The 26,317-nt window shown below is 71.8% G+C and carries 24 protein-coding genes, 2 pseudogenes and 2 riboswitches; of the genes and pseudogenes, 8 read left to right on the forward strand and 18 right to left on the reverse strand.

Annotated elements, in window-relative coordinates:
• The 3 genes and pseudogenes from ABD369_RS12355 to ABD369_RS12365 form a co-directional block, all read left to right on the forward strand.
• Positions 1-264 (forward strand): annotated as a pseudogene (locus tag ABD369_RS12355) (hypothetical protein); the annotation flags it as partial.
• Complete coding sequence (locus tag ABD369_RS12360) at positions 261-1,019, forward strand: polysaccharide deacetylase family protein (protein WP_344636377.1); 759 nt, start codon at positions 261-263, stop codon at positions 1,017-1,019. The pseudogene ABD369_RS12355 and the gene ABD369_RS12360, both read left to right, overlap by 4 nt.
• 60 nt (positions 1,020-1,079) lie before the next feature.
• Positions 1,080-1,511: a GNAT family N-acetyltransferase gene (locus ABD369_RS12365; protein WP_344636378.1), complete on the forward strand. Its 432-nt coding sequence runs from the start codon at positions 1,080-1,082 to the stop codon at positions 1,509-1,511.
• A 72-nt stretch (positions 1,512-1,583) separates the two neighbouring features.
• On the opposite strand, the gene ABD369_RS12370 is transcribed toward ABD369_RS12365, so the two are convergent.
• The 14 genes from ABD369_RS12370 to ABD369_RS12430 form a co-directional block, all read right to left on the reverse strand.
• Positions 1,584-3,005, reverse strand: coding sequence for a hypothetical protein (locus tag ABD369_RS12370; RefSeq protein WP_344636379.1), 1,422 nt, complete (start codon positions 3,003-3,005; stop codon positions 1,584-1,586).
• A 560-nt stretch (positions 3,006-3,565) separates the two neighbouring features.
• Positions 3,566-4,240, reverse strand: coding sequence for a response regulator (locus ABD369_RS12375; RefSeq protein ID WP_344636380.1), 675 nt, complete (start codon positions 4,238-4,240; stop codon positions 3,566-3,568).
• Positions 4,237-6,777: an ATP-binding protein gene (locus ABD369_RS12380; RefSeq protein WP_344636381.1), complete on the reverse strand. Its 2,541-nt coding sequence runs from the start codon at positions 6,775-6,777 to the stop codon at positions 4,237-4,239. Before ABD369_RS12380 ends, ABD369_RS12375 begins: the two co-directional genes overlap by 4 nt.
• Positions 6,778-6,934: 157 nt before the next feature.
• Positions 6,935-7,570 carry a K(+)-transporting ATPase subunit C gene (gene kdpC, locus ABD369_RS12385; RefSeq protein ID WP_344636382.1) on the reverse strand — a complete coding sequence of 212 codons (636 nt, stop codon included), beginning with the start codon at positions 7,568-7,570 and terminating at the stop codon, positions 6,935-6,937.
• Positions 7,571-7,582: 12 nt separating this feature from the next.
• Positions 7,583-9,706, reverse strand: coding sequence for a potassium-transporting ATPase subunit KdpB (gene kdpB, locus ABD369_RS12390; RefSeq protein WP_344636383.1), 2,124 nt, complete (start codon positions 9,704-9,706; stop codon positions 7,583-7,585).
• Positions 9,706-11,367, reverse strand: coding sequence for a potassium-transporting ATPase subunit KdpA (kdpA, locus tag ABD369_RS12395; RefSeq protein ID WP_344636384.1), 1,662 nt, complete (start codon positions 11,365-11,367; stop codon positions 9,706-9,708). The genes kdpB and kdpA overlap by 1 nt, the downstream gene beginning before the upstream one ends.
• A 1-nt stretch (position 11,368) precedes the next feature.
• Positions 11,369-11,458 carry a K(+)-transporting ATPase subunit F gene (kdpF, locus tag ABD369_RS12400; RefSeq protein WP_266275987.1) on the reverse strand — a complete coding sequence of 30 codons (90 nt, stop codon included), beginning with the start codon at positions 11,456-11,458 and terminating at the stop codon, positions 11,369-11,371.
• 445 nt (positions 11,459-11,903) lie between these two features.
• A complete protein-coding gene (locus tag ABD369_RS41105; RefSeq protein ID WP_425557600.1) occupies positions 11,904-12,071 on the reverse strand; it encodes a 50S ribosomal protein bL37 in 168 nt (55 codons plus the stop codon).
• Positions 12,072-12,684: 613 nt separating this feature from the next.
• Complete coding sequence (locus ABD369_RS12405; RefSeq protein ID WP_344636385.1) at positions 12,685-13,203, reverse strand: hypothetical protein; 519 nt, start codon at positions 13,201-13,203, stop codon at positions 12,685-12,687.
• A 123-nt stretch (positions 13,204-13,326) separates the two neighbouring features.
• Positions 13,327-13,806, reverse strand: coding sequence for a hypothetical protein (locus ABD369_RS12410; protein WP_344636553.1), 480 nt, complete (start codon positions 13,804-13,806; stop codon positions 13,327-13,329).
• Positions 13,807-13,857: 51 nt separating this feature from the next.
• The gene (locus ABD369_RS12415; RefSeq protein WP_344636386.1) at positions 13,858-15,507 is read right to left on the reverse strand and encodes an NRAMP family divalent metal transporter; all 1,650 of its coding nucleotides are present in this window, start codon (positions 15,505-15,507) and stop codon (positions 13,858-13,860) included.
• Between the two features lie 336 nt (positions 15,508-15,843).
• Positions 15,844-16,019: riboswitch (M-box (ykoK) riboswitch) on the reverse strand.
• A 130-nt stretch (positions 16,020-16,149) separates the two neighbouring features.
• Entirely contained in the window at positions 16,150-17,565 is a 1,416-nt protein-coding gene (locus tag ABD369_RS12420; protein ID WP_344636387.1) for an NAD(P)/FAD-dependent oxidoreductase, read from the reverse strand.
• Between the two features lie 482 nt (positions 17,566-18,047).
• Positions 18,048-18,971, reverse strand: a complete 924-nt coding sequence (locus tag ABD369_RS12425) for a CAP domain-containing protein (protein ID WP_344636388.1) — start codon at positions 18,969-18,971, stop codon at positions 18,048-18,050.
• Between the two features lie 2 nt (positions 18,972-18,973).
• A riboswitch (cyclic di-AMP (ydaO/yuaA leader) is annotated at positions 18,974-19,106 on the reverse strand.
• A 301-nt stretch (positions 19,107-19,407) separates the two neighbouring features.
• Positions 19,408-20,049 carry a mycothiol-dependent nitroreductase Rv2466c family protein gene (locus tag ABD369_RS12430; protein WP_344636389.1) on the reverse strand — a complete coding sequence of 214 codons (642 nt, stop codon included), beginning with the start codon at positions 20,047-20,049 and terminating at the stop codon, positions 19,408-19,410.
• Between the two features lie 102 nt (positions 20,050-20,151).
• Here ABD369_RS12430 and pdxR point away from each other — a divergent pair, with 102 nt between their 5' ends.
• The 4 genes from pdxR (at position 20,152) to ABD369_RS12450 (ending at position 23,517) form a co-directional block, all read left to right on the forward strand.
• Positions 20,152-21,585 (forward strand): MocR-like pyridoxine biosynthesis transcription factor PdxR, encoded by a 1,434-nt coding sequence (gene pdxR, locus ABD369_RS12435; RefSeq protein WP_344636390.1) that lies wholly within the window; start codon positions 20,152-20,154, stop codon positions 21,583-21,585.
• 418 nt (positions 21,586-22,003) lie between these two features.
• Positions 22,004-22,303 carry a PadR family transcriptional regulator gene (locus tag ABD369_RS12440; RefSeq protein WP_344636391.1) on the forward strand — a complete coding sequence of 100 codons (300 nt, stop codon included), beginning with the start codon at positions 22,004-22,006 and terminating at the stop codon, positions 22,301-22,303.
• A gap of 179 nt (positions 22,304-22,482) precedes the next feature.
• Positions 22,483-23,220 (forward strand): polyprenol monophosphomannose synthase, encoded by a 738-nt coding sequence (locus ABD369_RS12445; RefSeq protein WP_344636392.1) that lies wholly within the window; start codon positions 22,483-22,485, stop codon positions 23,218-23,220.
• 24 nt (positions 23,221-23,244) lie between these two features.
• Positions 23,245-23,517 carry a hypothetical protein gene (locus tag ABD369_RS12450; protein ID WP_344636393.1) on the forward strand — a complete coding sequence of 91 codons (273 nt, stop codon included), beginning with the start codon at positions 23,245-23,247 and terminating at the stop codon, positions 23,515-23,517.
• A gap of 87 nt (positions 23,518-23,604) precedes the next feature.
• Here the strand turns inward: ABD369_RS12450 and ABD369_RS41110 are convergent, their stop codons facing one another.
• The 4 genes and pseudogenes from ABD369_RS41110 to ABD369_RS12465 form a co-directional block, all read right to left on the reverse strand.
• The gene (locus ABD369_RS41110; RefSeq protein WP_425557601.1) at positions 23,605-23,736 is read right to left on the reverse strand and encodes an HNH endonuclease; all 132 of its coding nucleotides are present in this window, start codon (positions 23,734-23,736) and stop codon (positions 23,605-23,607) included.
• A gap of 32 nt (positions 23,737-23,768) precedes the next feature.
• On the reverse strand, positions 23,769-24,164 hold the full coding sequence (locus tag ABD369_RS12455; RefSeq protein WP_344636394.1) for a helix-turn-helix domain-containing protein: 396 nt from the start codon (positions 24,162-24,164) through the stop codon (positions 23,769-23,771).
• A gap of 67 nt (positions 24,165-24,231) precedes the next feature.
• A pseudogene (locus ABD369_RS12460) lies at positions 24,232-24,450 on the reverse strand (response regulator transcription factor); the annotation flags it as partial.
• Positions 24,444-24,605, reverse strand: coding sequence for a hypothetical protein (locus ABD369_RS12465; RefSeq protein ID WP_344636563.1), 162 nt, complete (start codon positions 24,603-24,605; stop codon positions 24,444-24,446). The gene ABD369_RS12465 and the pseudogene ABD369_RS12460, both read right to left, overlap by 7 nt.
• A gap of 174 nt (positions 24,606-24,779) precedes the next feature.
• Here ABD369_RS12465 and ABD369_RS12470 point away from each other — a divergent pair, with 174 nt between their 5' ends.
• Positions 24,780-26,240 (forward strand): hypothetical protein, encoded by a 1,461-nt coding sequence (locus ABD369_RS12470; RefSeq protein ID WP_344636395.1) that lies wholly within the window; start codon positions 24,780-24,782, stop codon positions 26,238-26,240.
• Positions 26,241-26,317 lie beyond the last annotated feature (77 nt).

Consider the following 26,317-nt stretch of genomic DNA (forward strand, 5'->3'; position numbering starts at 1 on the left):
TACCGCTGCCTGCCCGGCCACGGCGTCACCAACGCCGCGGCCCTCGACGACGCCGGGCTCGCCCCGTGGATCCGCACGCCCGGACAACTCGCCCCGCGGCTGCGCGAGGCACTCCGCGCCACCCCGGCCCGCCCGGCGGAGGCCGCCGTCCCCGCGGACCACGTGATAGCCGCCCTGGCGGGCGCGACCGTGGCCGCACCGGGCGACCGCGCCGCCGCAGAGCCGGTGCACCACCTCGAGAACACCCGGGAGCTGGCCTCGTGAGCAACCTGATCGACCCCGTGGCCAAGGCCCTGGCCGTCTCCGGTGTGCTGGCGGCCGGCTCCCTGGCGGTCGCCCACGCCGCGCCCGCGCTCAGCGCCCTCAACGCCGTACGGCCCTGGCTCACCCCCGAGTTGTGCGGGTACGGGGACACCGACCATGTCGCCCTGACCTTCGACGACGGCCCCGACCCGGCCTCGACTCCCCACTTCCTGGCGGAACTGGACAGGGCGGGCGTCCGGGCGACCTTCTTCCTGCTCGGCCGGATGCTGGTCCGCGATCCGGGCCTCGGCCGTGAACTGGTCGCGGCGGGCCACGAGATCGCCGTGCACGGCTACCAGCACCGCTGCCTGCTGGCCCGCACGCCGAGCGCCGTCCGCGACGACATCGCCCGGGCCCGCGACGTGATCGCGGATCTGACGGGCACTCAACCCGCTTGGTACCGGCCGCCGTACGGTGTCCTGACCGCCGGAGCCCTGGCCACCGCCCGGGAGTTGGGGCTCACCCCCGTCCTGTGGAGCACCTGGGGCCGCGACTGGACCGCCACCGCCACCCCGGACTCGGTCCACCGCACGGTCACCCGCCGACTGGCCGGCGGCGGCACCGTCCTCCTCCACGACACCGACTGCACCGCCGCCCCCGGTTCCTGGCGTTCCGCCCTCGGTGCCCTCCCCCGCCTCGTCGACACCTGCCGCGCCCGGGGGCTGCGCCTGGGCCCGCTGCGCGAGCACCGCGCCACGGCCGTGGCCCCGGCGTGACCGCTCCGGCCGGTCGAAGTCACGGACACGGACTGGCTCCCGGTGCTACCGTCCGGATCCATGATCACTCGTAGGGAGGACGGGTACCAGGTCGACACCGACCCGGAGCGCCTCGACAAGGACCTGGTCCACCACTGGCTGTCGACCGACGCGTTCTGGGCGCTCGGCCGCTCCCGCGAGACGGTCGAGCGGTCCGTCCGGGCCTCGGTCAACTTCGGTGTCTACGCGGCCCACGGCTCGCAGGTCGGCTACGCCCGGGTGGTCACCGACCTGGCCACCTTCGCCTGGCTCTGCGACGTCTACATCGACCGCGACCACCGGGGCCTGGGCCTCGGCACCTGGCTGGCGGCCGCCGTCCGCGACCACCTCGCCCCCTACGCGCTCAAACGCGTGCTGCTGTCGACCGTCGACGCCCACGAGGTCTACGCCAGGGTCGGCTTCGTCCCGTTCCCCGATCCCGAGAAGCTGATGATCATGAGCTTCGCGCCCTGAGCTCCTCGCAGGGCTGCTCTCCCCAGGGGCCCGCGTCCAGGGTGGAACGGTGGCCGACGGGCCGGCCCGCGCTCAGCGGTACTCGCGCAGCCGGGGCCGGACGGCGAGCACGGTCAGTGCCAGGGCGGCGGCCAGCAGCACCCCGCCGCCGACGGCGAGGCCGGCGCCGAGGTCGCGGTCGGTGGCGGCCACGGCGCCCTCGAAGGACTTCTGGTTGATCGCGATGACCCCGTCCAGCGCGTCGGAGAGCAGGCCGAAGTCGGCGTTGGACTGACCTGGCGCGCTGCCGGTGTCGTAGGTGACCGCCTCCTTCAGCCGCCCCTGGACGGACAGTTGGCGGATCTCCCGGTCGTCCCGCTGGTACTGGTGGTAGTCGGTCAGCACCTTCTCCGCCGCCTCCCCCTCGCCGGGGAAGGTGATGTTGCGCAGTTCGTCGCCGAGGAAGCCGTCGAAGGGCACGGTGCCGTGCGGGTCTGCCCGGTGGGAGTCGACCGCCTGGGCCAGCCGGAGGTCGTACTCGGCGAGGGTGGAGCCGCCGACGCGGGCCATGGACTGGCTCTTGTCGCGGTAGGTCTGCTCGTACGCGGCGGCGCGGGTCGGGTCGGTGAGGTAGCGGCTCTCATCGGCGTTCATGTCGTAGGCGACGGCGCGGGCGCGGCTGAGCGCGATCACCGAGTCGTACGCGTTGCTCTTGGCCACCACCAGGTTGCGGTCGGCGGTGCCCGCGAGGGTGTAGCCGGCGGCGACGGCCACGACGGTGAGCAGGGTGACGCCGGCCAGGGCCGGATTGAGGACCCGGCGGAACCGGACGGCGAGCGTGCGCTGCAGCAGGACCAGGGCGGCGACGGCCGCCAGTCCGGCCGCGAGCAGCCACCAGCGTCCGGCGGCGAGGTCGGCGCGCCGGCTGGCGTAGACGCGGTCGACGATGGTGGCGTTGTCCGAACTCACCCGGTCCGCGGCGGGCAGGAGTTGCTGCCGCAGCAGGTCGGTGGCCTGGCGGTAGGCGGCGAGCGCGTCGGGCGAGGGGCGGCCGGCCGGGGCGTGGGCCTGCTCCTCCAGCAGCCGGGCTCGCGCGACCAGGCTCTCGTACTGGCCGAGGTCGTCGATGACGGTGTGGACGGCCTGCTCGCCGGCGGGGTCCCCGGCGGCGGCCTCGGTGGCGCGCTGGAGGTCCGAGTCGGCCTGGACGCGGCGCTGCTCGTAGGTCTGCTGGGTCTCGGCGCGCAGCTTGGCGTAGTCGGGGTCGGCGCCGGCCAGCAGCAGGTTGGCGGCCTGGGCGTCCATGTCGGCGAGCGCGAAGTAGAGGTCGGCGGCGCGGACGGCCTGCGGGGCCTTGTCGTGGCCGATGGTGTCGGTGCCGGTGCGGGCGCCGTCGAGGACGGTGGCGGCGATGGCGCCTGCAGTGATGAGGGCGGCGAGGCAGAGCGCGGTGAGGGCCCGGACCAGCCGTGGGGTGGTCCAGGAACCCGGCTTCCGGGCAGTGGACTTGAGCACTTCGACGAGCCCGGTCAGGCCTCGCGGGACCGACCGCGGCGGTGAGGTTTCCACGGCCGGTCCCGGAGGTGCTCCATGCGCTTCGGCTGAGGTGCGTGGGACGCGCGGTGCGGGTATCGGACCGGGCTGGCCGTCGTCCGCCGCCCCCGGCGGACTGGTCTCCCCTGCCGGCTTGACCGGTCTGCCCGATACACCCGCTGCCATCGCCGCGCGTCCCCTCCCCATCACCTGGCCGCCGGCTGTCGAACGGTGAAGCTCATCACCGGCGGTGGTCGCGGCCTGTCTCTCCCCCGAGGAACAGCCGCGTCCGTACCGCTGACGCTACGGCGTGCGGAGCCCATACTCGCGCTCCCTGACGCGCCTTTGGCACCTCCGGGACCGATCTTGACACCTTGTTAACGGGCGGCTGGTCCGGGGCGCGGGGAGCCGTGTGGCGGCCGGTGCGCGAGGCCGTACGACGGGCCGGGCCGAGGTGCGAGGTCTGCTCCGCGCGGGCCCGGCGCGTCGGCCGCACACCCGTCCTCGCGCCTCGGCTCCGCGTGCCCTGGACCGGCTACCCGTCAGGGTTCGAAGCGGTAGCCGATGCCCGGTTCGGTGATCAGGTGACGGGGGCGGGTGGGGTTGGGTTCGAGCTTGCGGCGCAGGGCGGCGAGGTAGACGCGCAGGTAGTTGCCGTGCTCCTCGGCCTGCGGGCCCCAGACCTCGCGCAGGATCTGGCGGCCGGGCACCAGCCGGCCCGGGGTGGCGAGCAGCAGGGTCAGGATCTTCCATTCGGTCGGGGTGAGCCGGACCGGTCCGTCCGGGCCGGTCACGGTGCCCGCGGGCATGTCGACCACGTGCCTGCCGATGGTGACCGTGCTCGGGGCGTCCTCGCTGCCGGGCCGGCGCAGCACGGCGCGCAGCCGGGCGAACAGTTCGTCCATGACGAACGGTTTCGTCAGGTAGTCGTCGGCGCCCGCGTCGAGGGCGCTCACCATGTCGGTGGTGGTGCTCCGGCCGGACAGCACGATGATCGGCACCGAGCTCCAGGCGCGCAGGCCGCGGATGATGTCCATCCCGTCCAGGTCGGGCAGGCCGAGGTCGAGCAGGACCGCGTCGGGGGCCAGGCGTCCGGCGGACTCCAGTGCTTCGGCGCCGGTCGCGGCGGTGAGGACGGCGTAGTCGCGGGCGTGCAGGTTGATCCGCAGTGCGCGCAGCAGCTGGGGTTCGTCGTCCACGACCAGGATGTGGTTCATGGCTGGGGTTCTCCCGTTCCGGCGGCAGGCAGGGTGAGGAGCATGGTGGTACCGCCACCGGGGGTGTCCTCGACCTCCAGGGTTCCGCCCATGGCCTCTGCGAGGCCGCGGGAGAGCGCCAGGCCGAGGCCCACGCCGGTGGTGTTGTCGGTGTCGCCGAGGCGCTGGAAGGGCAGGAAGACCCGGTCGCGGTCCTCGGGTGCGATGCCCGGGCCGCGGTCGACGATCCGGACCTCCACCCGGTCCTGGTAGGCGGAGGCGGCGACCAGAACGGGCGCGCCGGGGGCGTTGTGGCGCAGCGCGTTGGTGATCACGTTGGCCAGGACGCGCTCCAGCAGCGGCGGGTCGGCCAGGACGGGCGGTGCGGTGTCCAGGTCGAGCGGCTGGACGGGGGCGTCCGGGTCGGACAGGGAGTCCAGCGCTCGGGGCAGGACCTCCTCCAGGTGGGTGGGCGCCAGGTGGAGGGTGAGCGCGCCGGCCTGGAGCCGGCTCATGTCGAGCAGGTTGTCCACCAGGCGGGTGAGTTTGACCAGGGAGGCGTCCGCCATGCTGAGGAGTTCGGCCTCGTCCTCCGGGGAGAACTCGACGTCGGGGCTGCGCAGCGAGCCGATCGAGGCGAGTGCGGCGGCGAGCGGGGTGCGGAGGTCGTGGCTGACGGCGGCGAGCAGGGCGGTGCGCATCCGGTCGGCGGCCTTGATCGGTTCGACCTCGGCGGCGGCGGTGGCCAGCCGGTCGCGTTCCAGGGCGGCGGCGACATGGGCGGCGAAGGCGGTGAGCACCCGCTGGTCGGCGGCCGGGAGCCGGCGGCCGGTCAGTATCATCACCGCGTCCTTGCCGACCGCGATCTCGGTGATCGCGGGGCTCTCGGCCAAGCCCGCCTCCGTCTCGGCATCGCTTCGGGCCAGTACCTCGCCGCCGGCCCGGTCGAGCAGCGCCACCGAGTCCATCCCGAAGGCCGTCCTGGACTTCTCCAGCAGCGCGGGCACCGCGTCGGCGCCGCGCAGCACGCTGCCGGCCAGGGTGGACAGGGTCTCCGCCTCTGCGGTGGCGCGGGCCGCCCGTGAGGTGAGTCTGGCGGCGTGGTCGACCACGGTGGAGACCGTGAGTGCGACGGCCGCGAAGACCAGCAGCGCTATGACGTTGTTGGGCTCGCCGATGGTGAAGGTGTGGATGGGCGGGATGAAGAAGTAGTTGAGCAGCAGCGAGGCGACCAGCGAGGCGACCAGTGCGGAGACCGCGCCGCCGAGCAACGCGACCGCCACGACGCCGAGTTGGAAGATGAGCGCGTCGGTGGTGAGGTTCACCTGGCTGTGGAACTGGGAGAGCACGAAGGTCAGCAGGCTGGGCACCGCCAGGCCCGAGGCGAAGCCGGCGACGGTGCGCCGCCTGGAGTGGCGCCGGCCGAGCGAGGGCAGCCTGCCGCGGCCGGTGAACTCGTGGGTGACCATGTGGACGTCGATGTCCTCGGAGGCGTCCACGGTGGTCTGTCCGTTCCCCGGTCCGGTGAGGAAGCGGTTGATCCGGCCGCGGCGGCTGGTGCCGAGGACCAGCTGGGTGGCGTCCCGGCCGCGGGCGAAGGCGAGCAGCGCGGTGGGGATGTCGTCGCCGACCACAACGTGGTAGCTGCCGCCGAGGGTCTCCACCAGTTGTCTCTGCTGGGCCAGTGCCCCGGGTGAGGCGCCGGCCAGGCCGTCGCTCCTGGTGACGTGTACGGCGAGCAGCTCGCCGCCGGCGGTGCGGTCGGCGATCCGGGCGGCGCGGCGGATCAGGGTCTCGCCCTCGGGCCCGCCGGTGAGGGCGACCACGACGCGTTCCCGGGTCTCCCAGACCCGGTCGATGTTGTGGCTGGCCCGGTAGTCGCGCAGGCCCTCGTCCACCCGTCCGGCGACCCAGAGCAGGGCGAGTTCGCGCAGCGCGGTCAGGTTGCCGACCCGGAAGTAGTTGGAGAGCGCGGCGTCCACCTTCTCCGCCTTGTAGACGTTGCCGTGCGCCATCCGGCGGCGCAGTGCCTGCGGGGCCATGTCGACCAGTTCGATCTGGTCGGCGCGGCGGACCACCTCGTCGGGGACGGTCTCCCGCTGCGGGATGCCGGTGATCTTCTGGACCACGTCGTTGAGCGATTCCAGGTGCTGGATGTTGACGGTGGTGATGACGTCGATGCCGGCGTTCAGCAGGTCGTCGATGTCCTGCCAGCGCTTGGCGTTGCGCCCGCCGGGGATGTTGGTGTGGGCCAGCTCGTCCACCAGGACCAGGGTCGGCCTGCGCGCGAGCACCGCCTCCAGGTCCATCTCCTGGAACTCGGTCTCCCGGTAGGTGCGGCTCAGTCGCGGGATGAGCTCCAGCCCGTCCAGCATGTTCTCGGTGTGCCGGCGCCCGTGGCACTCGATGTACCCGACCGCCACGTCCGCCCCGCGGTCCCGCCGTCTGCGCGCCTCGTCCAGCATCCGGTACGTCTTGCCGACACCGGGTGCCGAGCCGAGGTACACCCTCAACTGCCCACGGCGGACGGGAGTGCCGGGGTTGAGGTCACGGGACATGAGCGCTGCTCTTTCCATACGGAGGGTGTGCCCGGCCCCGGAGAGGGCCGGGCACACAAGCGGATAGCACACGAGCGGGTACACGGGCGACCGACCCGGGTGCGGGGCGTGGCCCCCGTACCCGGGTCGGTCGGTCACCGATTTGTGGGTGACATTGTCACTTCTCTTCGCTCAACGCCTTGTTGAGCAGGACGACGTTGACTCCACTCTGGCCGAGGAACCCGAGGGAACGGCCGTCGGTGTACTTGTCGATCAGGTGGTTGAGGGTGTCGGCGGACAGGCCGCGGGCCTTGGCGACGCGGTTGACCTGCTCCTTGGCGTAGGCGACCGAGATGTGCGGGTCGAGGCCGGAGCCGGAGGCGGTCAGCGCGTCCACCGGGACGGTGGCCGGGTCGACGCCGTCGAAGGCCGCGACCGACGACCGGCGGTCCTCGACCGCCTTCAGCAGGTCGGCGCTGTTGGGGCCGAGGTTGCTGGCGCCGGAGCTCTTGGCGTCGTAGCCGGTACCCGCGGCGGAGGGGCGCGGCTGGAACCACTTGGGGTCCGGCTGGGCCTGCTCGTTGGGGTCGTCGGGGTTCTTCTTGGGGAGGTTGTAGTTCTGGCCGAGCAGGCTGGAGCCGATCTCCTTGCCGTCGGAGCTGACGATGGAACCGTTGGCCTTGTCGGCGAAGGCGACCTGGCTGATCCCGGTGACCAGCAGCGGGTAGGCGATGCCGAGGATCACGGTCATCACCAGCAGCATCCGCAGCGCGGTCGCGTGCGTACGCACGGCGGTGGGCAGTGGCTTGGACATTTCCTGCTTCTCTCAGCTCAGGCCGGGGATGAACTGCACGACGAGGTCGATCAGCTTGATCCCGATGAACGGGACGATCAGACCGCCGATGCCGTAGACCCCGATGTTCCGGGCCAGCAGCGAACTCGCGTCGGCCGGACGGTACTTCACACCCCTCAGGGCGAGCGGGATCAGCCCGATGATGACCAGCGCGTTGAAGATGATCGCCGAGGTGATCGCCGAGGTCGGGCTGTGCAGCCCCATGATGTTCAGGTGCTTCAGACCGGGGTACACGCCGGCGAACATCGCGGGGATGATCGCGAAGTACTTGGCGACGTCGTTGGCGATCGAGAAGGTGGTGAGCGCACCACGGGTGATCAGCAGCTGCTTGCCGATCTCGACGATCTCGATCAGCTTGGTCGGGTTGGAGTCCAGGTCGACCATGTTGCCGGCCTCCTTGGCCGCCATGGTGCCGGTGTTCATCGCGACACCGACGTCGGCCTGGGCCAGCGCGGGGGCGTCGTTGGTGCCGTCGCCGGTCATCGCGACCAGCTTGCCGCCCTCCTGCTCCTTCTTGATCAGGGCCATCTTGTCCTCGGGGGTGGCCTCGGCGAGGAAGTCGTCCACGCCGGCCTCGTCCGCGATCGCCTTGGCGGTCAGCGGGTTGTCACCCGTGATCATGATGGTCTTGATGCCCATCCGGCGGAGCTCGTCGAAGCGCTCCCTCATGCCGTCCTTGACGACGTCCTTGAGGTAGATGACGCCGAGCGCGCGGGGGTTGGCCTCCCCGATCCGGGAGGCGACCACCAGCGGGGTGCCACCGGCGGCGGAGATGCCGTCGACCAGCTGGGCGATGTCGTCGCCGACCGTGCCGCCGTTCTCGGTCACCCACTTGATGACCGACCCGGCCGCACCCTTGCGGACCGAGTGCACGCCCTCCGCCTCGTCCAGGTCCACACCCGACATGCGGGTCTGGGCGGTGAACGGGACCCAGGTGGCGTGGGTGAGCTCGCCCTGGGCGCGGGCCCGAAGGCCGTACTCGTTCTTGGCCAGGACCACGATCGAGCGGCCCTCGGGGGTCTCGTCCGCGAGGGAGGAGAGCTGGGCGGCATCCGCCAGCTCCGCCTCGGTCACGCCCTGGGCCGGCTGGAACTCGGCTGCCTGGCGGTTGCCGTAGGTGATGGTGCCGGTCTTGTCCAGCAGCAGGGTGTTGACGTCACCGGCGGCCTCGACCGCGCGGCCGGACATCGCCAGCACGTTGCGCTGCACCAGCCGGTCCATACCGGCGATACCGATCGCGGAGAGCAGCGCGCCGATGGTGGTCGGGATCAGTGCCACGATCAGCGCGACCAGGACGATCATCGTCTGCGGGGCGCCCGCGAAGGTCGCCATCGGCTGCAGGGTGACCACGGCGATCAGGAAGACGATCGTCAGGGACGCCAGCAGGATGTTCAGCGCGATCTCGTTCGGCGTCTTCTGCCGGGCGGCGCCCTCGACCAGCGCGATCATCCGGTCGATGAACGACTTGCCGGGCTCAGTGGCGATCTTCACCACGATCCGGTCGGACAGCACCTTGGTGCCGCCGGTCACGGCGCTGCGGTCACCACCGGACTCGCGGATGACGGGCGCGGACTCACCGGTGATCGCCGACTCGTCCACGCTCGCCACACCCTCGACGACGTCGCCGTCGCCCGGGATGATCTGCCCGGCCTCGACCACCACGTGGTCACCGAGCTGGAGTGCCGTGCCGGGCACCTCCTCCTCCTGGTCGCTGGCGGGCCAGTTGACCAGTCGGCGGGCGACGCTCTCGGTCTTGGCTTTGCGCAGGGTGTCGGCCTGCGCCTTGCCGCGGCCCTCGGCGACGGCCTCGGCCAGGTTGGCGAAGACGGTGGTCAGCCACAACCAGACCGTGATGGCCCAGGCGAAGACCGACGGGTGGGCGATCGCGGAGACGGTGGTGACCACCGAGCCGACCTCGACCACGAACATCACCGGGTTCTTGACCATCACCCGGGGGTCGAGCTTCTTCACCGCGTCGGGCAGCGAGGAGACGATCAGCTTGGGGTCGAGCAGGCCGGCCGAGACTCTGTGCGGAGCGGCGGCTGCCTCGGTCGTGTCGGCCTGATCGGCCGGAGCGGGGGTAAGGGTGGACGACATCAGTGGAGACCTTCCGCGATCGGCCCGAGAGCCAGGGCCGGGAAGTAGGTGAGGCCGACGACGATCAGGACGACGCCCGACAGCAGGCCCACGAACAGCGGCTTGTGGGTGGGCAGGGTGCCCGGGGTGGCGGGAACGGGCTGCTGCTGGGCGAGCGAGCCGGCCAGCGCCAGGACGAAGATCATCGGCAGGAAGCGGCCGAACAGCATCGCCAGACCCAGCGCGGTGTCGTACCACTCGGTGTTCACGGTGATACCGCCGAACGCCGAACCGTTGTTGTTGCTGGCCGAGGTGAACGCGTACAGGACCTCGGAGAAGCCGTGCGCACCGGAGTTCAGCATCCCGGCCCGCTCACCCGGCAGCGCCATCGCGACACCGGTGCCGATCAGCACCAGGGCCGGGGTGGTGAGGATGTACAGGGAGGCGAACTTCATCTCCCGCCCGCCGAGCTTCTTGCCCAGGTACTCGGGGGTGCGGCCGACCATCAGGCCGGCGACGAAGACCGCCACGACGGCCAGGATCAGCATGCCGTACAGACCCGAACCGGTACCGCCGGGGGCGATCTCGCCGAGCATCATGTTGAAGATGGTGAGGCCGCCGCCGAACGGGGTGAGCGAGTCGTGCGCCGCGTCGACCGCACCGGTGGAGGTCAGCGTGGTGGAGGCCGCGAACAGGCTGGAGGCCGCGATGCCGAAGCGCTGCTCCTTGCCCTCCATCGCACCGCCGGCCGCCTGCAGCGCGGCACCGCCGTGGTGCTGCTCGGCGAGGGTCATCAGCGCGGCGGAGGCGACCCAGAACAGGCCCATCACCGCGACGATCGCGTAGCCCTGGCGGTTGTCGCCGACCATCTTGCCGAAGGTGCGCGGCAGGGCGAAGGAGATCACCAGCAGCAGGAAGATCTCCAGCCAGTTGGTGAAGCCGTTGGGGTTCTCGAAGGGGTGCGCGGAGTTGGCGTTGAAGAAGCCGCCGCCGTTGGTGCCCAGTTCCTTGATGACCTCCTGGGATGCCACCGGGCCGCCCGGGATCGACTGGGTGTCGCCGCCGAGGGTGGCGATGTCGTGGAAGCCGTGGAAGTTCTGGATCACGCCGTTCGCCGCCAGGACCACGGCGAAGACGATCGAGAGCGGCAGCAGCAGGCGCAGCGAGATCCGGGTGAGGTCCACCCAGAAGTTGCCGACGCGGTCGGTCTTGCTGCGGGTGAAGCCCCGGATCAGCGCGGCCACGATGGCGATGCCGACGGCGGCCGAGACGAAGTTCTGCACCGCCAGACCGGCCATCTGCACGACGTGGCCCATGGTGGACTCGCCGCCGTAGGACTGCCAGTTGGTGTTGGTGACGAAGGAGACGGCGGTGTTGAACGCCGTGTGCGGCTCGACCGCCTTGTCGCCCAGGCTCAGCAGGAGCTTGTCCTGGATCCGCTGGAGCAGGTAGAGGAAGAGCACCGAGACGGCGGAGAACGCCAGCACCGAACGCAGGTAGACCGGCCAGCGCTGGTCGGCGTCGCCGTCCACGCCGATCACGCGGTAGAGGCCGCGTTCGACTCTGAGGTGCTTGGCGGTGGTGAGGAGCTTGGCGATGTAGTCGCCAAGGGGGCGGTAGCACAGGGCCAGGGCGCCGACCAGGGCGATGGCCTGCAACCAGCCCGCGAGCGTAGAACTCATGTCAGAACTTCTCCGGGTAGATCAGCGCCACGACGAGGTAGCCGACCAGCGCGACGGCGACGACGAGACCTGCGATGTTCTCGGCACTCACAGCCTCTCCACCCCCTTCGCGATCAGGGCCAGGACGACGAACACGGCAACCGTGACGCCGACGTAGATGAGATCGGGCATGGGTTCCACCAAAGTGGTTCAGGGATTGAGGTCGCAGGCGCCCCGGAAGCCCCTCACGACGCCGGCGGGAGGCCGGCACCAGGAGCAAACCAGCCACCGAGCGCCGTTTGCGCGCCCCTGACGCCGTCCATACGGGCGTATCGAAAACATTGACGCAGCCTTGATGCGTGCTTCACACACCTGAGACCTGACCTTGGCCGGACCGTGCCGCAACGCGCTCCGGGAACGGCGAAGGCCCCGGGAGACGGCCCGTCCGCGCTGTTCGAGGCGGGGACGGACGGCCTCCCGGGGCCGGGTGGAATGACCGAGAGCGGAGCGAGGGCCTACCGCGGTGGCGGCCTGCTGACCGAACCTACTGATCGGGCCTACTGATTGGGACGGCGGCCGTGGTTCGCCCTCTTCTTCTTACGGGCCTTCTGCTTCCGGGCGCGCTTGGACATGCCAGTTCCCCTTCCGGCGTTCTGCAACGGGAGATGGCGAACGCGCGACGGCATTCCGCGATGATGGAGGCTTCCTGACGCGCCGTCAGGCATGGCGGACTCTCAGACGCCGCTCACCAACCGGTCGGCGAGCCCGGACAGCCGGCGACGGGAGCGTTCCTCGTGCGCGGCCAGGGCGGTCGGTGCGACGCCACCGCCCTCGTGGTACTCACCGTCCACCAACTCTACCTCCGGCAGGCAGAGTCGGACCACCGCGGCCGTGCCCTCCGCCGGCGGGTGCGCCCACCCGCCCGTACAGGGGCGGCAGGGCGGTGGCGCACAGCCCCGGGTCGAGGCCGATCACCGTGATCCACTGCCCTCGGGGACCATGTCGCCCCGCGCGTACGGCGGTGCGCAGGGTGACTGAACCAGGGCGGGCCCCGGCCACAGCACCGGGAGCCCGCCCACGGCGCGACCGGAGCGGACTTCGCGGGGAGGAAGCGCTACCGGACCGCGGCGAAGACCGCGACTGCAGCCTCCGCCCGCGGATGCGGCGGGCGGTCGTGGTGGCGCGTCGAGCAGGTCATACCCGCATTCAAGTCGACCTCGGATCGTCCGGGCAAGGACGGTTCGCCCCCTCTGACGCATCCCTGACGGCTCCTTGACGCCCCTTCAGCCCCTGTTGCGCCCGGTTGCGCGGGGACGCCCGCGACCGGTGGCAGGCCTGTCACGCCCTGTGTGCCGTGGCCCGGTGGGCGGCGGTGTCGGCGAGGAGGTGGGCCAGATCGGCGGGGAGGTCGAGGTGGTGGGCGATCCAGGCGGCATCGTGGCCGTGGCTGGCCAGCACCCAGGCTGTCTGCAGCCGGTTCTGCCCGGGATCGGCCGAGGCCGGGAGCAGGCGGGCGACCTCCTCGGACGGGTAGCCCTCCAGAGCGTCCTCGCCGTACCACTGGCCACCCGGCGGCGGGACGGGCCAGGTGGGGCGGCCGGCCCTTCGGGCGGCCGAGCGCCGGCCGCGCAGCACCGCCGCGACCAGCACGAACGCGATGACCCAGGCCCCGAGCAGCAGGGTGCCGATCAGCGGCCGGGCGTGGCTCGGGACCAGACCGAGCACGATCACCTCGACCAGCAGCAGGGCGAGTGCGCACAGCACCGCCGCCCCCTCCCGTGTACGGGGGTGGAGGTACCGGATGTGCGGGCGGTTGCCTCGGGGCGGCGTGGCCCGGGAGCTGATGAGCGGCCTCATGGGAGTGCCTCCGCATTCAAGTCTCGCACCGGTCCCCGGTCCCCGGTCCCCGGTCACCAGCGGTACGGGCCGGAACCGCCGCCCGGGACCGGCGACCCCGGCGAGGGGATCGGGCGAGGGGGTTCAGGCGAGGGCTTCCTCGTCCGCGCCGGCGCTGCCGCCCTCCAGGTGCCAGTGCAGGTCGCGCACGGCGGGTTCGAGCGAGAGCCGGGAGACGACCTGTTCCAGGGCGGAGGTGACGTCGCCCGTGACCGCCACGGTCGCCCGTACCGCGGTGACCTCGCCGTGCTCGCGGTGGGCACGCAGCGCGATCGGCGCCAGCCCCGAGGCCGCGAAGGCCTGTAGCAGCAGCGCGCGGATCTGCGTCTCCGCCTTCCGCTCGCACTCCCGACGGTGGCGGTCCGGAGCGCCTGGTCGACCACCAGCGGGGAGTGCGCGGGCTGCCCGTGGGCGGCGGGCGGCGCGGGTTGGTGGCGTGTGGTGTGGTGGTCCGAGAAGATGACGTTCAGCCGTGGGTAGCGCACGACCATGTCGGCCTCCTTGGCGGTACGAGTACGGGTTCGGATCGAAGCTCGGCCCCGGGGCGGTCGGCGGACGGCTCAGCCGGCCGGACGCCGGGTGGCCTCCAGGCGCGGCCGGCCGTCACCGCCGGGGTCAGCGGGAGAGGGCCACCTCGATGAGCTTCACGACGACCAGGATCATCGCGACCAGCAGGTAGGTGCGCAGCGCGCCCATGCCGATCTTGTACGCGGTGGAGACCTTCGGCTTGGCCAGGGTCTCCAGCGGGGGCATCCGCCAGTTCTCGCGCCCGGTGCGGTCGATCTCATCCTCCTTGGTGGCGGTGCGCCGGCGGGTGAAGGAGTACCCGGCGGCCAGCACCCCGAGGACACCGCAGCCGGCCATGATGTCGAGGATCGCCCCGGAGCTGATGTCCGGCCACAGGACGGAGGCGGTCAGGATGACGGACAGGGTGACCAGGACGCCGATCACGGCGGAGGTGAAGGCGTTGGTCCTGGGACCGTTCACCCAGGGGCCCAGGGCCTCCTTGTCGTTGCACAGCAGCAGCAGGAAGACCGAGGCGGAGGGCAGCAGCACACCGGCCAGGACCTGGACGCCCTGGGTGAGCAGGCCCAGCGTGCCGTCGCTCGCGACCAGGACGATGACGGCGGCGGCCGCGACCAGACCCGCGTAGACGGCGTAGAAGCCCTTGGCGCCGCCGACCCCGCGGTGCAGCGAGTGCTTGATGCCGAAGACGTCGCCGATGGCGTAGGCCGTGGAGAGGGAGACCGCGAAGGCGCCGATGATCGAGGCGTCCAGCAGGGCGATCGCGAACAGCACGGCGACCAGCTTGCCCGCGTGCTCCTCCAGTCCCTTGGCCACGCCCGCCGCGTCGGTGAACTGGCCGGCGCCGTCGGTGCCGGCGAACGCGGCGGCGGTGAAGCCCATCATCGCCGCGGCGCCGACGACCACGATGACGATGCCGATCCACAGGTCGACCTTCTCGTACTTCATGAAGCGCGGGGTGATCCGCTTGTCGATGACGTACGACTGCTGGAAGAAGAGCTGCCAGGGGGCGACCGTGGTGCCGACGATACTGATGATCAGCAGCATCACGGTGGCCAACTCGCCACCGCCGCCCGGCATGCCGGGGACGAAGAAGTCGTGCGCCATCTGCGAGGTCTTCGGGTGGACCATGAAGTAGATCGGCACCAGCAGCAGCGAGCCGACGCACAGCGCGACCGCGATCCGCTCGAAGCGGCGGAACGACCCGGTGAAGGCGGAGGCGATGATGACCGCGGCGGCCAGGACCACCGAGGCGACCTTCGGCAGGCCGAGGTAGCCCGCCGCCAGCGTGACCCCGATGAACTCCGTCACCAACGTCAGCGCGTTGAGCAGGAAAAGATCGATCACGCTGAACGCGCCCCAGAACCTGCCGAAGCGCTCGAGGATGAGGCGGGCATGGCCGACACCGGTGACCGCACCCAGCCTGAGCACCATCTCCTGGTTGACGTAGAGCACGGGAACCAGCAGCAGCAGGGTCCACAGCAGGTGGGTGCCGTAGTTCTGGCCGGCGCTGCCGTAGGTGGAGAACGCGCCGGCGTCGTTGTCGCCGACCATCACGATCAGGCCGGGGCCGACGATCGCCAGCAGCGTCTTGAGCTTGGCGGAGAGGCCCTGCCGCGGCGCGGTGTCGCTGAGGCTGATGGTGCCCAGGGCGCCCTGGATGTCGCCGATGTGGGCGTCGTCGAGGACCGCGGCGCGCGGCGCCGGGATCGTCGGTGGGGTCATGGTGGTGTCGGTCATGGCGAACCTCCCTTGCCCCCCGGTTCAGGGGGAGAGTTCGGGCGGCGCGCAGCAGCAATCCCCGCCACCAGGGCATACCGCGGCAGCCCATGGCGAAATAACGCCATGAGGTCATAAGGAAATGAGGGCATGGCGCCGCACTGAGCCGACGGTATGTCAGAAATTCTCGTGGAGGGGGTTGTTACCGCGTGCCGATGGAGAACGAGGACATGCGGTTATGGGCCCGTTTATGGCCCGGACTACTGCAACTCGAATCCATGTCTCTCGCCTCCTTCCGGCCGGGACGCAGCGGTGCGTCGTATCGACACGGCAAGGAGCGGACCAGCCTCAGCGGCCGGCTCACCCCAACTCGTCAGAGCTTTGGCACTCCACGGCGTGATCCGGCCCGCAGGTCGGAAGCCACTTGGGATCAACCCTTAGGTCGGGAGGATCTGTCCTGATCCGGAGCGTCTCTCGACGGTTGGGATCAGTGGCCTGTGTCCGTGAAGACGCCTCACCGAACGAGGTGCCTTTTCAAACCTCGTCAAGCGTAGACCCACCGGAAGGGCGCGCCGAACACATTTACCGAATTTTGACCGTTCCTCTCGGTCCGAACGGGAACCCCGGTGCCACCCCGCGCAACTCCGGTATCAATGAGCCGATTTACCGCCCGCTCCGAGATCGGGATTCGGCGCGCCGGCCCCTCGAACCGCCGTGCAGGGCGGCCTGCCAGAGCACCGCGGGTGTGAAGAGCCCGCTCGGCGGTGCGGTCAGCGAGAGGGCGTCGATGAAGGCGCCCTGTGCGGCCCGGTGGCTCAGGGCGGCACTCAACACCCGGTCCATATAGGCGTGCTGGAGCTTCAGCAGCGGATTCCTGCGGCCGCCGACGGTGGTTTCGTAGCGCAGGTCCTCCGAGGAGGCCATCTGCCAGGCCGCCCCCGCCTCGCGGGACACCGCGCGCTGGATCCTCCGGGAGTCCACCGGGAGTGCGACACCTGTTCTTCCTGCCGCGCCCGGCCCGCGTGCCGGACGGGCGCCGGCCGGGAGCAGTTCGCGCAGCACCAGCGCGGACCGGGCCGCCACGGACATGCCCTGCCCGTAGATCGGATTGAAGGTGCAGGCCGCGTCACCGACCACGAGCAGCCCCTCGGGGAGGTCGGCCAGGCGCTCGTAGTGCCGCCGCCGGCTGGGCGGCGGACGGAAGCCGTGGATCGGGGCTACCGGCTCCAGTCCCCGGACCACCTCGTAGAACTCCGGGACGCTCAACTCCCGTGCGAAGGAGAGGAATCCATCGGGATCGGTGGGCGGGGTGAAGCCGCGCATCCCGCCGACCGTCACCATCCAGCGATCACCCTCCACCGGGACCAGGATCCCGAACCGGGGATTGCGGCCGGGCCTGGGCTGCAGGTACATCGCACGGCCGCCGGCCAGGTCCGCCCCGGCCCGGCGGAACAGCCCGGTGCAGTAGCCGACACCGCCGTCCACCACGCTCTCCTCCGGTGCGCCGAGCCCGAGTTCGGTCAGCCAGTGCGGGGCCCGGGAGGTCCGGCCGGTGGCGTCGACCACCACCTCAGCGGGCAGCACCGACTCGGTGCGGTCGCGGGTTCCGCGCTCACGGCAGCGGATTCCGGCGATCCGCGTTCCGGCGACGGCGAGTCCGACCGCCTCGACGCCATCCCGCGCCTCGACGCCCGGGTGGAGGAGGACCTGGTGACGCAGCGCCCAGTCGATCAACGGGCGGGTGAAGCTCACGATGGTGTGCCGGGGCGAGAAGGAGTCCAGCCAGCCGGCCGGCGTGAGCCAGCGGATGTCGGTGGCCAGGCCGAAGCGCTGCGCGCCCTCACCGGTGAGCAGCTCGGTCGTGCCCGGCAGCAGCCGCTCGATGGCGTACAGGCCGGCCGGCATCAGCAGGTGCGCCTGCCGGGCCTGCGGGACTCCCCCGGCGAACTCGGCCTTGCCCGGCCGACGGTCGCGCTCCACCACGGTCACCCGCCAGCCCGCCTCGGCGAGGACCCAGGCGTGCAGCAGTCCGGCCAGGCTGCCTCCCAGCACAGCGGCTCTGCCAACCGGTAGCGGCATCTCGATTCCCCCTTCGGCCGGCGGAGCTCACGGCGTCGAGCCCCACGCTGTTCAGCGGGTGGTGCGGTGCGGATCGCGCGGCGCGAGCGGTGCAAGCGGCGCCCGCGCACGGCGGGGTGGTGCAGTGCGCGGCGGCGCGGCTCGGCGTGCGGTGGTACTGGACGGCGGACGTACGGCGTGAGTGGGCGCGCAGCGCACGCGGGGAGCGTACGAGCACGAACCGGATGCATTCTGCCCACCCGGGCCGGGCCGCTAACCACCCCCTCGCACTGAAATGACGGTACATCGACAAATATTTGAGGAAATATCCCCACTTGGCTATCGGGGTCGTCGCCGAGGGGCCGGCGACCGCCGACCCGCCCGACCGTGCGAGGTTCCGCCGCGCGCGCTCCGCCCCACGGGCCTGGCGCCCGCGAGGCGGAGGCACCCGACCCGCCCCCGGGGGGGCGGGTCGACCTCGGCCTACGTCCTTGACGGACGGGTCAGTTGGAGAAGTCCTGGGTGAGCCAGACGGTTCCACTGGCATCCCGGTAGACGGCGATGCCGATGTGGGTGAACTCGCTGCTGAGGATGTTCTTGCGGTGGCCGTCGTCCGGCGGCGTCTCGTTCAGCATGTCCTGGGTCAGACTGACCGCCATTGCGGCGATGTCCTGGGCCGAGGTGGAGACCCCGTTGCCGTAGCCTATGTTCTCCCCGACGGCGTTCCACTGGACGCCCGCGGCCGTCACCCGCGCACCCAACTCGGCCTCGCCCGGGCACTGGTGGGACATGCCGCAGCCGCCGGCCATCGTCTGGTTGTGGGCCTCGGAGCTGCTGGTCAGCCCTGCCGTGATGGTGTAGGCCGGCAGACCCTGGGCGGCCCGCGCCTGGTTGATCAGGCCGAGCACCTGCTGCACGGCGTCCGAGCTCGAACCGGTCTGCGCGGCCGGGGTGGTGGCCGCGGGGGCGGGGGCGTGCGTGGCCGGGGCGGACGGAGAGGCGGCCGGGGACGACGGCGCGGACGTGTGCGACGCCGGGGCCGAAGTCGGAGCGGAGGGCCGCACGGAGTGGGAGCCCTGGGACTCGCCGCCTGGGCGCGCGGTCGCGGATTCCGAGGCGTGGGAGGCCGGGGCGGACGGCGACGGCGAGGCGTGCGAGGCTTCGGCCGAGGCCGGAGCGGAGGGCCGCGCGGCGTGCGGGCCGGCCTGGTGGTGGTGCTGATCGGAGTCGTCCTGGTGCCGGTACTGGTGGTGCTCCTGCCACCCGGCATGGCTCGCGTAGGTGTGGGAGCCGGGCGCGGCGGAGGCTCCGCTCGCGCTCAGCAGCGGCAGCATGAGGCCGGCGCCGGCGATCCCGGCGGTGGCGGCCAGCCGCGGGGTGTGCCTCCGGCGCGCGCGGCGATGCCGGCCGGTACCTGAAGTCAGCATGGGGCGTCCCTCTGCGACGCCTGCGAGGTGAGCTGTCGGGTTCGGGCCGTGAGGTAGCCCGGCCGCACACGGCGGCTTCACCCCTAGCCGCGCTCGTCTCGCCCGCGAACGGGTCGAGCAGGGCGCGGCAAACTACCTGGTTCCCCCGCTCCTGCCCGGTGCACTGCTCGACGTCCGGCCGACCGGTGGACAGGACTCGGCGTCCCGGCGGCAGGGTCCGCAGGTGCGAACAGCCTGAACGCTAGGCAGATCGACCCGGAAGACACAAGTTCGTATCATGCGCATCACATGGACATCCAGTGAAGATCTGATGGATTGCCATATTCACTGACACAATGCTGCATAAGTGCCCTAATCGGACAAATCTCTCGACTGTCCATGGCGGTCACGGCGGCCACCGCCCCCCGGGGGGGGCGGACGAGGCGGCCGGCGCGCGTCAGTCGACGATCGGCCCGCATGTGCGGCCGCGCTTGAGTTCGAAGAACCCCTCGGCCTCCGTGACGAGCAGTATGCCGTCCCACAGCCGCCCGGCCGCCTCACCGCGGGGGATCGGGCTCACCACCGGACCGAAGAACGCGTTGACCGAGCCGTCGGGACCGGCGATGTGGATCGCGGGCACGCCGAGGTCCTCGCCGATGGGGTCGAGGGCCGCCCGGTTGCCGGCCAGCAGGACCGGGTCGAGCCCGGCGTCGTCGGCGGCGTCGGCGAGTCCGGCGGGCAGGCCCGCCTCCTCCAGCGCGGCCAGGTACAGCTCTCGGCCGATGGGGGCCTTCTCGAGGTGGATCCGGTTGCCGAGGGCGGTGTACAGGTCCCGCAGCACCTCGCTGCCGTGCGCGCGTTCGGCGGCCAGCACCACCCTGGCCGGGCCCCGCCGTTCGGCGAGCCACTGGCGGTACCAGTCGTCCACCTCGCGGCCGTCGTTGTGCGCGGCGAGGCCGAACACCCGGAACCGGCTGCGGACCTGACGGACCTGCTCCACCTCCAGCAGCCAGCGCGAGCCGATCCACGCCCACGGGCACACCGGGTCGAACCACATGTCCACGGCCGTCGTCTCAACGGTCGTCTCGACAGTCGTCATGTACGAATCTCCTGCTCCTTGAGTGTCCGAGGAGACGCTACGTGACCAACTGGCCTTGGCTAAGCTCCAATTCGGATCGATCTGATTGGGCCAATTGTGGATGTGCATGTCACCCTCGGCGGACGGGGCGACCGGGCCGCCCGGATCTACCGGCAACTGCTGGACGCGGTGCTGGACGGACGGCTGCGCCCCGGCGAACGGCTGCCGCCCAGCCGGGAGCTGGCCCGCCGGCTCGGAGTGTCCCGCAACACCGTGGCCTCGGCCTACGAGCGGCTGGCCGCGGAGGGCTTCCTCCAGGGCCGGGCGGGGTCGGGCACCTTCGTGTCCGGGCAGTCCGTCGGCACGCTGGCCGCCCGCCGTGCGCCGGCCGGCCCCGGGGCACAGCCGAGGCGGGTCTGGCAGTCCGTGCCGGCCGCCCGGGGGCAATCCCCGGAACCCACCTACGACTTCCGCGTGGGCACGCCCGACGGGCGACTGTTCCCCTTCCGGACCTGGCGGCGGCTGATCACCGACGAGCTGCGGCCGAGCGGGCTCGGCCGGGCCGACTACGGGCCGCCCGAGGGCCACGCCGACCTGCGCGCGGCCATCGCCCGCCATGTCGGCCTCTCCCGCTCGGTTCGGGCCACGGCCGAGGACGTCCTGGTGACCCAGGGGGCGCAGCAGGCACTGGACCTCGTCGGCCGGGTGGTGATCGAGCCCGGGGACTGCGTGGCCGTCGAGGACCCGGGCTACCCGCCGGCGCGGCTGCTGTTCGGCTCACTGGGCGCGCGGGTGGTCGGCGTACCGGTGGACACCGAGGGGCTGATGGTGGACGCCCTCCCCCGAGAAGCCCGACTGGTCTACACCACTCCCTCGCACCAGTTCCCACTGGGGACCCCGATGTCGCTGGCCCGCCGCGCCGCCCTGCTGGACTGGGCCGAACGGCACGACGCGGTGGTCGTCGAGGACGACTACGACAGCGAGTTCCGCTTCACCGGGCGGCCGTTGGAGCCCCTGCAGAGCCTGGACCCCGGCGGCCGGGTGGTCTACGTGGGCTCCTACTCCAAGACCCTGCTGCCCGCGCTGCGCCTCGGCTTCCTGGTCGCCCCGGCCTCGCTGCAAGCGGCGCTGCACAGTGCCAAGCAGCTGTCCGACTGGCACGGCGACCCGGTCGCCCAGGCGGCACTGGCCCGCTTCATCGACGAGGGCCTGCTGGCACGGCACATCCGCCGGGCCGGCCGGGAGTACGCCGCCCGCCACGCGCTGCTCACCACCACTCTGGCCCGGGACTTCGCCCCCTGGCTGGAGCCGGTGCCCTCGGCCGCCGGACTGCACGTCTGCGCGCGGACCGCTCCCGGCGTGGACCTCGGACCGGTGCTCGCCTCCGCGCGGCGGGCGGGGGTCGCGGTGAACACCGTCGCCGACTTCAGCGCCGGGGAACCGACCCGGCCTGGGCTGGTGTTCGGCTTCGGCGCGATCGACCGGGACCGGATCGCCGAGGGTCTGCCGCGCCTGCGGCAGGGCCTCCCCGCCGCCGCCCCGCCCATCCCGCACTGAACGGGCGGGGCGGGCTCGTCCACCCCGCTCGTGGTCAACCCCCGCTCCGGAGACCGGGATTGAGGCCGCCAGCCCCGCCGTGACGGCGAAGCCCCCGGCGAGGGCGGCCGAGGCGGCGAAGACCCGCCGGACCGTCAGGTCGACCTGCTCGACCCGGCTCGGGGCCGTGCGGATACCGTCCGGGGTCCGTTCCGGGCGGATCCCGTCGGCCTGGAGCAGTGCCACCAGCCGGCGCGTCGCATCGGCGCCCCCGCCCGGATCCGCAGCGCGGCCGGTCCGACGAAGGAGGTGAAGGGGCCGCCGTGTCACGCATGACGGCAGAGTACACGGCGCGTACTACTTGCCACGTACTACCTGGCGCGTAGTACCAGGCGCGTAGTAGCGTGGCGCCGGAGGGCAAGGAAAGGAGGCGCGGCGGATGCAGGCGAACGACGCCCAGACGCTGGTGCTGTGCGTGCTGGCCGACGGACCGCTGCACGGCTACGCCATCAACACGGCGATCGAGGAACTGGTCGGGGAGCGGCTGGGGCCCGGGAGTCTCTACGGGGCACTTGCCCGCCTGGAGGCCAAGGAGCTGATCGAGGCCGCCGAGGAGCAGGGGCGCCAGCGGCCCGTCCGGCTGACGCGCAAGGGCCGCCAGGTACTGGAGCACGAGCTGCGTTCCATGGCGAAGGTCGCCTCGGTGGGGCTGCGGAGCCTCGGGGTGAGCCCGGCGTGAGCCCTCACCACGGCCCGGTCCGCCGCTGCCCCGGCGCGTTCCGGGGCCGCCGGGACCGCCAGGCCCCGGGAACGGGCAGCGCCCTCGGCCGTCGCGGCCGTCGCCACCCGTGGTCCGCGACCGCCGGCTGAGCGACCCGGCCGAAACCACCACGACCTCCCGCACCCGAAGGGCTGATCATGGCTGTCTCCTCCCCCAAGGTCACCGTCGTCGTCCCGACGTACAACGAGCGGGAGAACCTGCCCGCCCTCGCCGCCCTGCTCGCGGACCTGCCGGTGCCCGACCTGCACCTGCTCGTCGTGGACGACAACTCACCCGACGGCACCGGCGAGGTCGCCGACAAGCTCGCCACCGAGTCGCCGGACACCGTCGGCGTGCTGCACCGCACCGCGAAGGACGGACTCGGGCGCGCCTACCTCGCCGGCATGGCGCGTGCACTGGACGAAGGCGCGGACGTGGTGGTCCAGATGGACGCGGACCTGTCGCACCCGGTCTCGGCGATCCCGGCCATGATCGACACCCTGCTGTCCCAGGATGCCGCCGTGGTCCTGGGCTCGCGCTACGTCCCGGGCGGCTCGACGGCCGCGGACTGGCCCTGGACCCGCAAAGCCCTCTCGGCCTGGGCGAACTTCTACGTCAACGCGATCCTGCGACTGCGGGTCCGGGACGCCACCGCCGGGTTCAAGGCCTGGCGGGCGGACACGCTGCGGGCGATCGACCTGCCGTCGGTCCACTCCAACGGCTACTCCTTCCAGGTCGAGATGAACTACCGCACGGTCAGCCGCGGGCTGGCCATCCTCGAAGTGCCGATCCGGTTCGAGGAGCGGGTGCAGGGCGCATCGAAGATGAGCCTCGGCGTGCAGCTCGAATCCGCGCTCACCCCGTGGAAGCTGCGTTTCGGCCAGGGCCGCGGCTGACCGCTACCCGGAGTCCGCGCGCAGGTGGGCGAGGACGCGTCGGTTGCCGTCGGCCGGGTCGAGGTCGAGCTTGTTGAGGGGACCTCCGGCATGTGCTCGGGTTCGACGTCCACGACGAACGAAGCGTGGTACCGGCCCGCCGGATCCAGCACGATCGTCACGGACGACGGTTCCGCCGGAAGGGAACGGGACCACTTCACCCGCACGTCGCCGATCTTCGCCAAGTTCAGCTTCCCGTTCGAGCGGATACGGAACCCGTTGCGGGAGAAGCGAAGCGACTGCCGGTTGGTCGGGTAGCCGGGGCACATTGCTGTGCCCCGGCCCCCTAGGAACCGGACGTGCGACTTTCACCGCATCCGGCTCGGGCAGGTCTCTGCCCGCTAGTCAGGAACTCATCTTCCGGTCTCCGGCGTGTACTTGCCGGTGACATTGCGTGTGAATCAGTTCCAGATTGCTTGGGAGGTCGCTGCCGCCCTTGCTGCGGTACGTAAGGTGGTGCACGTTGATGCCTCTCATCGAGGCCGTGAACCACCTGGCCCAGTCGTTGACTATTCCTCTCTTCCTGTAGAACCACTGATGGGCAGCGACTTCGTGTCGCACTCCTTGCGGGATTTGAATCCGGGGAGCCCAACCGGCCTTCCGGCGCGCTTGCCGGACACGGAATCGAAGAAGTTCCGGTATGCCGTGTCCAGGTCCCGCAGGGACTGGATCAGCGGATCCACACCGACCGAAGCGAGCCACGCCCGCTCCGGGGTCTTCTTCGCCTCCGTGATCACCAGCTTCTGCAGGTCGGTGCTCCTGGGGTACGGCTGCCCGGCCTTCCGGGCTTCCCTCCGCGCCGCAAGGGCGTCGTTGTGCACCACCCGCGCACACCCGAACGTCCGGGCCAGCGCGGCACGCTGACCCAGCATCGGGCAGACGCGGTAGGGGTACCGGAGGTGCACACGGTCAACCTACCGAAGGTCACTGACAACAGCTCACGTCCAAACCTCCGAAGATCACTCCGCCGCTTCACGGCTCCGACCCAAGGACCCTCCCCCACCCTCCGGGCGGGGGGACCCCCATCTCCCCAGCCTTAAGCCCGGGGCATCCTGGGAGAACAAAGGTGAAGATGCTGCCCGCGTGTTTGACCACGGCGGCCTCGGTGACGACCAGTTGGCGGGCGATGGACTGGTTGTTGCAGCCCTCGACCATCAGCGCGAGGACTTCGCGCTCGCGCGGGGTCAGGCGGCCGACACGAGGGTGACCGCACCCAGCAGCGCGCCACTCAGCAGGTAGGCCCAGCAGCGCCACGGCCAACCCGAGCACAGGAAGCGCACCGGGCGCGACCTCAGCGAGTTCCACAGCGCGAGCCCGGACGGCTCGGCGGCCGGCTCTCCCGACATGCGGCCCCCTCTCCGTCGATGCCGCTCGGACCACTCGACCCTAGTCGACGGCCGGGCGGGTGACGGCGGCCGCGTCCGGAGCGGGAAGGGACAGGGAGGGTGGGGAAAAGTCGACCATCGATGTTCAAGGCAGGTCTCCTGACCATCCGTCGGCTTCGACAGTCCAATGAGCAGGTGACGACTTACCGACTCAAACGCACCGACACCGTTCCCGGTCCGACCGGCCGCCGCAACGGTACCTGGCGGGACACTCCGGCCCTCTGGGCGGCCGGGTGGCTGCTCTCGGCGGCCTGGGCCGGGTCCTTCCCGCTGCTGTCCGGGCTGGCGACGCACCGGCGCTGGGGCCTGTTCGCGGCGATGGGCTATCTGCTGGCGGCCGCCGTGGCGGCCTGGGCGCCCGGTTCTCGCTCTCGCGCCGCTTCGGCGCTGGTGGCGCTGGCCGGCGCGGTGCTGCTGCCGCTGACGGTACTGGTCGCCACCGGGCAGGGGCAGTCCGAGGTCGCGGTCATCGAACGCTCGGCGGACCTGCTCATCCACAGCGGCAGCCCGTACCACCCGGACCCGCGGCAGGTGGAGGACTTCACCCCCTACCTGCCGGGGGTGGCCCTGCTCGGGTTACCCCGTGTACTGCTGGGCGCGACCCCGCTCGCGGACGCTCGGCTGTGGTGCGCCGCCGTACTGACGGGGTGTCTGGTGGCCGGCCGGCTGGTGCAGCGCCCGCGCCGTCGGCGGAGTGCGGGCGGCCGGACGGGATTCGGGCAGGCGGTGGGCTCCGGGCGGACGCCATTCGGGCGGCAGACGGCGCACGGGCGGACCGGCGCCGGTCGGCTGCCGGGCGGGCGAGTGGCAGCCGGAGGGTCCGCGGGTCGGCGGCCTGTCGACGGCCGGCCGCCGTTCGGTCCCGGACTGGTGGCGCTTGTCGCCTCGCCGGTGGTGGCGTTGCCGCTCTGCGTCAGCGGGGTGGACCTGCCGCTGACCGGTGCGTGCTGTCTCGGTCTGGCGCTCGCCGCGCGCGGACGTCCGGTCGCGACCGGACTGGCACTGGCGCTGGCCTGCTCGATCAAGTGGTCGGCCTGGCCTGCGCTCCCGGTGGCGCTCGCACTGCTCGCCGCCGTGCACGGCCGACGGCCGGCGGTCCGGTGCGCCGTTGTCTGCCTGGCCGCCACGGCGGCGCTGGTGCTGCCGGTGGCACTCGTCGCGCCGCACGAGATGGCCGAGCAGGTACTGGCGTTCCCCACCGGCCGCGCCGCCGTGCCGACCCCGGCCGGCAGCCCGCTGCCGGGCCGTCTGCTGGCCGGGTCAGGTCCGGCAGGGTGGTCCACGGCCGTCGCCATGCTGGCCGCCGGTGGTGCCGTTCTCGCCGTGTCGCTGTTCCTGCGCCCGCCCGCGTCCCTGGTCGCGGCCGCGGATCGGCTGGCCCTCGGCCTGACGCTGGCCTTCTCGCTCGCCCCGGCGGGCCGGTTCGGCTACCTGGCACTTCCGCTCGTCCTGGTCACCTGGGCCCGCCTGGCCGGCCCGCCCGGAGCCCGGACGCGGCAGACCCCGACCGCACAACCGGGCGGCGGGGACAGCTCGGCGCTCCGGCCGAAGACCAGTGGCCGCAGCCCGCAGCGCGAGCCCGCCGGACAGCCCTGACCGTTCGGTACGGCCGCTCCGAAGCGCCGCAGGCACGCCACCGGCTGCCGCTCCGGGGAGTGTCGAACCCAAGGGCG

This window comes from Kitasatospora cystarginea, from assembly GCF_039533515.1.
Classification (GTDB): domain Bacteria; phylum Actinomycetota; class Actinomycetes; order Streptomycetales; family Streptomycetaceae; genus Kitasatospora; species Kitasatospora cystarginea.

What these genes read in the sequence shown, in the direction of transcription:
- ABD369_RS12375 (WP_344636380.1), bottom strand. Translation starts at nt 4,240, where the DNA reads ATGAACCACATCCTGGTCGTGGACGACGAACCCCAGCTGCTGCGCGCA.
- ABD369_RS12380 (WP_344636381.1), bottom strand. Translation starts at nt 6,777, where the DNA reads ATGTCCCGTGACCTCAACCCCGGCACTCCCGTCCGCCGTGGGCAGTTG.
- ABD369_RS12440 (WP_344636391.1), top strand. Translation starts at nt 22,004, where the DNA reads ATGCAGGCGAACGACGCCCAGACGCTGGTGCTGTGCGTGCTGGCCGAC.
- ABD369_RS12425 (WP_344636388.1), bottom strand. Translation starts at nt 18,971, where the DNA reads ATGCTGACTTCAGGTACCGGCCGGCATCGCCGCGCGCGCCGGAGGCAC.
- kdpA (WP_344636384.1), bottom strand. Translation starts at nt 11,367, where the DNA reads ATGAGTTCTACGCTCGCGGGCTGGTTGCAGGCCATCGCCCTGGTCGGC.
- ABD369_RS12365 (WP_344636378.1), top strand. Translation starts at nt 1,080, where the DNA reads ATGATCACTCGTAGGGAGGACGGGTACCAGGTCGACACCGACCCGGAG.
- ABD369_RS12420 (WP_344636387.1), bottom strand. Translation starts at nt 17,565, where the DNA reads ATGCCGCTACCGGTTGGCAGAGCCGCTGTGCTGGGAGGCAGCCTGGCC.
- ABD369_RS41110 (WP_425557601.1), bottom strand. Translation starts at nt 23,736, where the DNA reads ATGAGAGGCATCAACGTGCACCACCTTACGTACCGCAGCAAGGGCGGC.
- ABD369_RS12405 (WP_344636385.1), bottom strand. Translation starts at nt 13,203, where the DNA reads ATGAGGCCGCTCATCAGCTCCCGGGCCACGCCGCCCCGAGGCAACCGC.
- ABD369_RS41105 (WP_425557600.1), bottom strand. Translation starts at nt 12,071, where the DNA reads ATGCCTGACGGCGCGTCAGGAAGCCTCCATCATCGCGGAATGCCGTCG.
- ABD369_RS12415 (WP_344636386.1), bottom strand. Translation starts at nt 15,507, where the DNA reads ATGACCGACACCACCATGACCCCACCGACGATCCCGGCGCCGCGCGCC.
- kdpB (WP_344636383.1), bottom strand. Translation starts at nt 9,706, where the DNA reads ATGTCGTCCACCCTTACCCCCGCTCCGGCCGATCAGGCCGACACGACC.
- ABD369_RS12430 (WP_344636389.1), bottom strand. Translation starts at nt 20,049, where the DNA reads ATGACGACTGTCGAGACGACCGTTGAGACGACGGCCGTGGACATGTGG.
- kdpC (WP_344636382.1), bottom strand. Translation starts at nt 7,570, where the DNA reads ATGTCCAAGCCACTGCCCACCGCCGTGCGTACGCACGCGACCGCGCTG.
- ABD369_RS12445 (WP_344636392.1), top strand. Translation starts at nt 22,483, where the DNA reads ATGGCTGTCTCCTCCCCCAAGGTCACCGTCGTCGTCCCGACGTACAAC.
- ABD369_RS12465 (WP_344636563.1), bottom strand. Translation starts at nt 24,605, where the DNA reads ATGTCGGGAGAGCCGGCCGCCGAGCCGTCCGGGCTCGCGCTGTGGAAC.